Source organism: Methylibium sp., from assembly GCF_013817365.1.
Lineage (GTDB): Bacteria > Pseudomonadota > Gammaproteobacteria > Burkholderiales > Burkholderiaceae_C > Methylibium.
In genome coordinates this window covers 1-5749 of the sequence record NZ_JACDCU010000275.1, presented here as the reverse complement: position 1 = coordinate 5749, position 5749 = coordinate 1, and the positions used below count along the sequence as shown (strand labels likewise).

The window sequence follows — 5749 nt, the reverse complement described above, 5'->3', positions numbered from 1 at the left end:
CGAGCTGATCGCCGAGGTGCAATGAAACCACGGGGCAGCGTCTTTCACCGCATGCCGCGCGGCGTGCTGGCGTTGATCGCGCTGGTCTGCCTGCTCGCGGTAAGCGGCGCGCTGGTCGCGCAGCACGCGTTCGACATGCTGCCCTGCCCGTGGTGCATTTTTCAGCGCGTGCTGTACCTCGCAATTGCAGTGGTCGCGCTGATCGGATGGGCCATAGCGGCGCGCACGGCAAGCCTGCTGAGCACCCTCGGCGTGCTGGCGCTTGCGCTCGGCGGCATCGCTTCAGCGGTGTTCCAGCACCAGGTGGCCGCCAAGGACGCGAGCTGCGCCTTCACGGTGGCCGATCGCTTTCTAAGTGCGACGGGATTGGAAACCGCACTGCCCTTCCTCTTTCAGGTCACCGCCACCTGCATGGAGGCTGCCAGCGCGCGCTTGCTCGGCCTGCCCTTCGAGGTGTGGAGCGGCGCGCTGTTCGCATTGATCGCGCTGACCGCGCTGCTCCTGCTGCGGGACCGCAAGCTGCGCTGATGCAGCGAGACGGGACAGGTTGCGAGGCTGAGACTGTCGCGTCAAACCCGCACCCGGTTCCCGGGTTCGAGGCATCGTCCTGCGCAAGGCCTAAGCTAGTCACCGGCGCACCGCGCGCCGAAGGAGACGAGCATGACCCCCTGGCGTTTCTGGTTTCCCCACCCGCCCGATAACGGCACTGCCGCGCCGAAAGCCGAATCGCGACGCGATGCGGCCCTGTGGTCGCCACAAGCCATCGCCGAGGCGCAACGCGCCGTCTGGCAACACACGACCCATGCCACGGAAGACTGGTGGCGCTACTGGCGCTCGCTGTGGCCCAGCGTGCCCGTGCAGCCGCCGGCAGGCGTGGTGACGCCGCCGAAGCCAACCAAAAGCGCCAAGCCCAGCGTCGCTCGACCGGAACAACCGGCACGGCGCCGCCGGGTCAGCGCACGGCCGGCCGAGCCGTCGGTTTCAACGTCAGCAGCGACCAAACCCGGCGTGACCTCGGCCAAGCGAGCAAGGCCGGTGGCTCGCGGCAAGTGACCTCGCCGCAGCCGGCGAACGGCTCGGCGGGCGAAGCAAGCGCCCGCCCGTCATTCGCTCGCAAGGTGGCAACGCGGCTCAGGTGCGCAGCAGCAAGGTCGGCTTGAAGCCGATATCCGCCGGCTTGCCCTTGCGGGCGCGCGCGCCGCGATAAACCGTCAGCGCGGCGGCGCCCAGTGTTTCGTCCTTGGCCTTGCCACCGCGCCCGCTGCCGAGCACCCGCAGCGTCTTCTCGAATGCAGCCGCGCTGACCAAGGCGTCCCTCGCTTCGAGATCGATCAAGGTGAGACCGCGGCCCCCCTTGGGCTGGAGCTTGATGTCATCCAGCGCAAAGACCAGCAGGCGACCCGTCAAGCTCAGACAGGCCACTTGCGCCGCACCGTCGGCCCGGCTCGGCGGAAGCGGCTTGTCACCCTCGGCCAGACTCAGGAAGCTCTTGCCGCCGCGCTGGCGTGCGACCAGGTCGCCCACTTTCGCGAGCAGGCCGTAGCCGCCGGTGTTGGCGAGCAGCAGCGTGGCCTCGGCCGGGCCGGCGAAGTAGTGCAGCGGCTGGGTGCCGGTTTCCAGATCGATCATCGAGGTGATCGGCTGGCCGTCGCCGCGTGCGCCCGGCAAGCCCGCCACCGACACGCTGTACACGCGGCCCGCGCCGTTGGCCGCGGAGCCGAAGACGAGCAGCGCATCGGTGGTGCGGCACTCGAAGGTGCCGTAGAGCGAATCGCCCGCCTTGAAGGCGAAGCTGGCCATAGGGTGCCCGTGGCCCTGGCGCGCCCGCACCCAGCCCTTGCCGCTGATCACCACCGTGACCGGCTCGTCGATCACCCGCACCTCCGCCACCGCCCGCTTGTCGGCCTGAATAAGAGTGCGGCGCTCGTCGCCATGCTGTCTGGCATCGGCCTCGACCTCCTTGACCACCGCGCGCCGCAGTGCAGCCGGGCTGTTGAGGATGTCCTCGAGCCGGCCCTGGTCGATACGCAGTTCCTTCAGCTCCTGCTCGATCTTGATCGCCTCCAGCCGCGCCAGTTGACGCAGGCGGATCTCGAGAATGTCTTCCGCTTGCCGTTCGCTCAGCCCGAAGCGCTCGACCAGCGCCGGCCTGGGCTCGTCGGCCGCGCGGATGATGCGGATCACCTCGTCGATGTTGAGCAGCACGAGCTGCCGGCCTTCGAGGATGTGGATTCGGTCCAGCACCTTGCCGAGCCGGTGGCGCGTGCGGCGCTGCACCGTCGCCAGGCGAAAGCCGATCCACTCGGCCAGCATCTGCCGCAGCGACTTCTGCGTCGGCCGGCCGTCGGCGCCCACCATCGTGAGGTTGATCGGCGCCGAAGTCTCCAGGCTGGTGTGTGCCAGCAACACGTTGATCAGCTCCTGCTGCTCCACCGTGCGGCTCTTCGGCTCGAACACGAGGCGCACGGCGGCCTCCTTGCCGGACTCGTCGCGCACCGCGTCGAGCACGGTGAGCACGGTCGTCTTGAGTTGCGCCTGCTCCGCAGAGACGGCCTTCTTGCCAGCCCGCACCTTCGGATTGGTGAGCTCCTCGATCTCTTCGAGCACCCTCTGCGTGCTCACGCCGGGCGGCAGTTCGGTGACCACCAGGTTCCACTGGCCGCGCGCAAGGTCCTCGATCTTCCAGCGCGCGCGCACCTTGAGCGAGCCGCGGCCCGTCCGGTAAGCCTCTCGGATATCGGACTCGCCACTGATGATCTGGCCGCCGCCCGGATAGTCGGGGCCGGGCAGCAGCGCATGCAACTCGTCTTCAGCCAGCTTCTCGTTCTTGAGGAGCGCGACCGCAGCGGCCGCCACCTCGCGCAGGTTGTGGCTCGGCACCTCTGTGGCCAGACCGACCGCGATGCCGCTGGCGCCGTTGAGCAGCACGAAAGGCAGGCGCGCCGGCAACTGGCGCGGCTCCTGCGTCGAGCCGTCGTAGTTGGCGATGAAATCGACCGTGCCTTCGTCGATCTCGTCGAGCAGCAGCCGCGTGATGGGCGCGAGGCGCGCTTCGGTGTAGCGCATGGCCGCCGCGCCGTCGCCGTCGCGCGAGCCGAAGTTGCCCTGCCCGTCGATCAGCGGATAGCGCTGCGAAAAATCCTGCGCCATGCGCACCAGCGCGTCGTAGGCAGCGCTGTCGCCGTGCGGGTGGTAGCGCCCGAGCACGTCGCCGACCACGCGCGCGCTTTTCATCGCCTTGGGGCCGCCCGGCGTGGTGAAGGCCAGGCCCAGGCGCTCCATCGCATAGAGGATGCGGCGCTGCACGGGCTTTTGGCCGTCGCACACGTCGGGCAGCGCGCGGCCCTTGACGACGGAAAGGGCGTACTCGAGATAGGCGCGCTCGGCGTAGTCGGCCAGGGTGATGGCGTCGCCCGGATCAGGCAGCACGGGGGCAAACAGGTCGTTCATTCAGACAACGGTGACGAGATCGGAGTAGGCGGCCAGGGCGGCGTCGTGGGTCAGGAAGCGCAGCGGCTCACTCATCGCCTGCGAGACGAGCATGCGGTCGAACGGGTCGCGGTGCAGGGGGGGCAGTTGGCGATAGGCCACGGCGTGCGCCCAGGTCATGGGCAAAGGAAGGCACCCGGTCGCCAACAGTTGCGCTTCCATGCGGGGCATGTCGATCGGCAGCTTGCCGGCCGCCGCCTTGATGGCGGCCTCCCAGATCGAGACGCTGCTGACGTAAAGCTCGTCGGCGGCGCCGATCAGCTTGCGTGCCTTGGCGTTGAGTTCAAGGGCATCTCGCAGCATCCACAAGGCGATGTGCGTGTCGAGCAGGAGCTTCAAGGCTCACGGCCTTCGAAAGCTGCGAGCAGGTCGTCTGCAAGCGGATCGTCGAAGTCCGCCGTCTCAATGAACTCGCCCTTCATCAAGCCGAACCTGATCTTGCGTTTCGGCCCGGAATCGAGCGGCACCAGCTTGGCCATCGGCGTGCCCGACTTGGCGATCACCACGGTGTGCCCCTGACGCGCCTGCTCCACCAGTTCGGACAGTCGGGTCTTGGCTTCGTAAATGTTGACCTGCATGACATGTCCTTCGTCGACAACACGGATTGACCAGAGTTGGTCATGCCGATTGTAGGTCGCGGCGTCGAAGCAGTCGCACTGCGTTCTGACAAGAGTTCGCCGGATCGTCGGCCGCTCGCTGGCCGACCCTGTCCGAAGTCCTCGGAAACTTCTCAGGCAGCGTCTTGCCCGGCCTGCTGCCGCTCGGCGTACTCGGCTTCGAGCATCGACGTCACGATCAGCGAGTCGTAGCCCTGCACGCCGTTCTCGTCAATGAGCACGCAGTCGCGCAGCCGCCCTTCCTCGACAAAGCCTTCGCTGTCGTACAGCGCCTTGGCCCGCACGTTGTTCGCCTTCACGTCTAGCCACAAACGATGCGCATGCAGGTCGCGAAAGGCGATCTGCTCGAGCATGCGCAGGCACGCGCGCCCTAAACCTTGCCCCTGCACCTGGATCACCATGCGCTTGAGCTCGATCGATCGATGCCGGCTGCGGCAGCCCTGCAGGATCACGAAGCCGACCGCCTGCGTGCCGGTGCCCGCCTCGACGATGAAGTGCCGGAAGTCGGGAAACCGCACCGCGCCCTCGTGCTGCGTACGCTCCCATGGCGTAATAAAGGGCCGGCAGGCCGGGTCCTGCTCGACCGTGAGCACGAAGTCGAGGTCGAACAGCATGGTGGGGCGCAGGCGCAGCTGCGTGGCGGCGGGTGCGGGATTCACACGTCCACCTCCACCTCGTCCCCATGCAGCTCCATCAACGCCCGCCGCGAGGCCGCTTCGCCCTTGCCCATCAGTTTGTTGAACGACCCCTCGGTTGCGAGGAAATCGAGCCGGCCCCATGACACCTGCAGCAAGCGGCGGGTCTCGGGGTTGAGCGTGGTGTCCCACAACTGCTCGGCGTTCATCTCGCCCAGGCCCTTGAAGCGGCTGATGGCCCAGGAGTTTTCGCGCGCTCCTTCCTTGCGCAGCTTGTCGAGGATGGCAGTGAGCTCGCCGTCGTCGAGCGCATAGAGCTTGGCGGCCGGCTTTTTGCCCCGCGCCGGCGTGTCGACGCGAAAGAGCGGCGGCTTGGCGATGAAGACGTTGCCCGCTTCGATGAGCTTGGGGAAATGGCGGAAGAACAGCGTCAGCAGCAGCACCTGGATGTGCGAGCCGTCGACGTCGGCATCGCTCAGGATGCAGACCTTGCCGTAGCGCAGGCCGGACAGATCGGGCGTGTCGTTCGCGCCGTGTGGATCGACGCCGATGGCCACCGCAATGTCGTGGATCTCGTTGTTGGCGAACAGCCGGTCGCGCTCGACTTCCCATGAATTGAGCACCTTCCCCCGCAGCGGCAGGATGGCCTGCGTCTCCTTGTCACGGCCCATCTTGGCGCTGCCGCCGGCCGAATCGCCCTCAACGAGGAACAGCTCGTTGAGCGTGAGGTCGCGGCTTTCGCAATCGGTCAGCTTGCCGGGCAGCACGGCCACGCCGGAGCCCTTGCGCTTCTCGACCTTCTGCCCCGCGCGCTGGCGCGCCTGGGCCTGGCGAATCACCAGTTCGGCGAGCTTCTTGCCTTCGGACACGTGCTGGTTGAGCCACAGCTCGAAGGCGGGGCGCACGTAGGTGGAGACGAGGCGCAGCGCATCGCGCGAGTTCAGGCGCTCCTTGGTCTGGCCCTGGAACTGCGGATCGAGCACCTTCGCGCTCAGCACGAAACTGGCG

7 protein-coding genes are annotated in these 5749 nt (G+C 67.5%); 2 read left to right on the top strand and 5 right to left on the bottom strand.

Annotation, left to right across the window (positions count from 1 at the left end; genetic code table 11):
- Nucleotides 1-21 precede the first annotated feature (21 nt).
- Entirely contained in the window at nucleotides 22-528 is a 507-nt protein-coding gene (locus H0W38_RS15395; RefSeq protein WP_292455613.1) for a disulfide bond formation protein B, read from the top strand.
- Nucleotides 529-660: 132 nt separating this feature from the next.
- Nucleotides 661-1053 (top strand): hypothetical protein, encoded by a 393-nt coding sequence (locus tag H0W38_RS15390; protein ID WP_292455610.1) that lies wholly within the window; start codon nucleotides 661-663, stop codon nucleotides 1051-1053.
- Between the two features lie 78 nt (nucleotides 1054-1131).
- Here the strand turns inward: H0W38_RS15390 and parC are convergent, their stop codons facing one another.
- From parC to H0W38_RS15365, 5 genes are all read right to left on the bottom strand, one after another.
- Nucleotides 1132-3450: a DNA topoisomerase IV subunit A gene (parC, locus tag H0W38_RS15385; RefSeq protein ID WP_292455609.1), complete on the bottom strand. Its 2319-nt coding sequence runs from the start codon at nucleotides 3448-3450 to the stop codon at nucleotides 1132-1134.
- Nucleotides 3451-3828, bottom strand: a complete 378-nt coding sequence (locus tag H0W38_RS15380; protein ID WP_292455606.1) for a type II toxin-antitoxin system VapC family toxin — start codon at nucleotides 3826-3828, stop codon at nucleotides 3451-3453.
- Entirely contained in the window at nucleotides 3825-4067 is a 243-nt protein-coding gene (locus tag H0W38_RS15375) for a type II toxin-antitoxin system Phd/YefM family antitoxin (protein WP_292455603.1), read from the bottom strand. Before H0W38_RS15375 ends, H0W38_RS15380 begins: the two co-directional genes overlap by 4 nt.
- Nucleotides 4068-4219: 152 nt before the next feature.
- Nucleotides 4220-4765 (bottom strand): N-acetyltransferase, encoded by a 546-nt coding sequence (locus H0W38_RS15370; protein WP_292455602.1) that lies wholly within the window; start codon nucleotides 4763-4765, stop codon nucleotides 4220-4222.
- A partial coding sequence (locus H0W38_RS15365) for a toprim domain-containing protein (RefSeq protein ID WP_292455600.1) occupies nucleotides 4762-5749 on the bottom strand: 988 nt, incomplete at its 5' end. The genes H0W38_RS15370 and H0W38_RS15365, both read right to left, overlap by 4 nt.